Raw genomic sequence first — 1,645 nt, forward strand, 5'->3', positions numbered from 1 at the left:
CCTTTAACCCACCCTCCCGAAAAAGGTAAAGCCAAGACAGAAGCCTTCCCAAGACTCCCTCCCCTTTTTAAAGGGGAGGGATAGGTGGGGTGAAGCTAGTACATTCCCCTTAATGGGCCGGCTCAGGCGCGCTTTGAACAAGCAGCAGGTCGAGGAGGAGGTGCGGTTCGGTCTGGCTTGTTTTTAGCCGTTGATCCGCGGCTAAAAGCTGCCGATAGGTTTTTTTAAGGTGATCAAGACGGTAGTGGGCCGCGAGCGGGAGTATTTTACGCACGACAAATGGGTGAAGCCCGAGCTGGGTACCAATCCGATCGGCGGAGTAGCGGCCGCCGTGGGCTTGCGTAAAGCTTTTAATCAGCAGTAAATTGCGGAATTGCCAGGTCAGTTTACTTAGGAGCTCAAGCGGGTGCGCTCCAAGCGCGAGCTGGTCGTTGAGCAGTTTTAAGCTCCGGCGGCGCTGGCCGGCCGCGACCGCGTCGGTCAGGGCAAAAATGTTGTCTTCAATTGGCGAGCGCACATGCTCGGCCACTAATTCTCGGCTAATTTCCTGGCGCTGGGCGGCCGCGACCAGCTTTTCAATTTCGGTTTGAAGCCGCCACAAGTCATGGCCGACATAGTCAGCCAAAAGTCGCAGGCCGTCCGGGCTCACCTGCCCGCCAAGTTTTTGAATTTCAGTTTTAGCCCAGGTTTGAACTTGCGGTGGGGTTAAGAGGTCAAAGCGCTGGGCAAATTTTTGGCTGACTAAAAGGTCGTTCAAGCTGGTACTCGTTGTTTTTCCGGCGGCCGCCTTTTTGGATTTGCGCTTTTCTGGCGCCTGAGCCTCCCAAAAAATTAAGATGGTTTGTTCGTCCAGCCGCTGAAGCCGAAGCAAAAGCTCGGCTTGGAGCTCTTTCCGGCGGTTTTTAAAAAGTTGTTCGACCACCACCATGCGTTTTTTTGCCATAAACGGAACCGAGCCAACCGCGGCCGTAAAGGCTGAAATTGTGAGAGTGGCGCCGTCTAAAACTTCCAAATTAAAACCGGCCACGTCAATTTCGCGCCGGAATTTGGTCTTTAATTCTTCAAGTTTTCGCCGCGACCGGAATGTGTCTTGGCCGTAGAGGTAGATGATCATAGTGGAGGGTATTGTAGCAAATTTACGCAAAAGAAAAAAGACGCAGATCATACAGACTCTGCGTCATTGAAAAAGGAAGGAGCTTTGTTTGAGGCTAGGGCTTCTTGAACTTCTCGAGACCCTCGATGCCATTGAACCTCCCCTTTGAGGAGGAATTCGGAGCCTGCTGCTTCATTTGATTGAAGCTCTGGGAGCACTTCGGGGGCTGGGCCAACTCGACCCACTTGGCTTGCGTGCCGTGACGCTCGCTTCGGTGGGATTCGAAGGTGACGATGCTGCCGACCGGCAGCAAGCCTAGACCGTTTGGGCCCCGATCCCGCACCTTTGTCCAGTGGAAACGGACACTGTTTCCATTGGCATCGCGGATGTAGCCGATGCCGCGAGACGGGATCACCTTGTGGACGAAGCCCTGACCCTGGCCGAGCTCGGGAGTCTCTTCCACGGGGCGGAAAGTTTTCTTTGAGCTGGGCAGCTTGACGCTGTCCATGCCCTTGAAGGCGCCGACACCGCGCAGCGCCCGCAGAAGACTTT

At 54.7% G+C, this 1,645-nt stretch carries 2 protein-coding genes; both read right to left on the bottom strand.

Annotated elements, in window-relative coordinates:
- Positions 1–109: 109 nt before the first annotated feature.
- Positions 110–1,114 carry a DNA polymerase III subunit delta gene (gene holA, locus VGA08_02755; protein HEX9679515.1) on the bottom strand — a complete coding sequence of 335 codons (1,005 nt, stop codon included), beginning with the start codon at positions 1,112–1,114 and terminating at the stop codon, positions 110–112.
- 94 nt (positions 1,115–1,208) lie between these two features.
- Positions 1,209–1,645, bottom strand: a 437-nt coding sequence (locus VGA08_02760; GenBank protein HEX9679516.1) for a hypothetical protein, incomplete at its 5' end; no start/stop codon positions are given.

The organism is Candidatus Saccharimonadales bacterium (genome assembly GCA_036397795.1).
GTDB lineage: Bacteria > Patescibacteriota > Saccharimonadia > Saccharimonadales > DASWIF01 > DASWIF01.

Bases quoted from the DNA above. Each gene is read 5' to 3' on its own strand.
- holA (HEX9679515.1), bottom strand. From the start codon at position 1,114: ATGATCATCTACCTCTACGGCCAAGACACATTCCGGTCGCGGCGAAAA.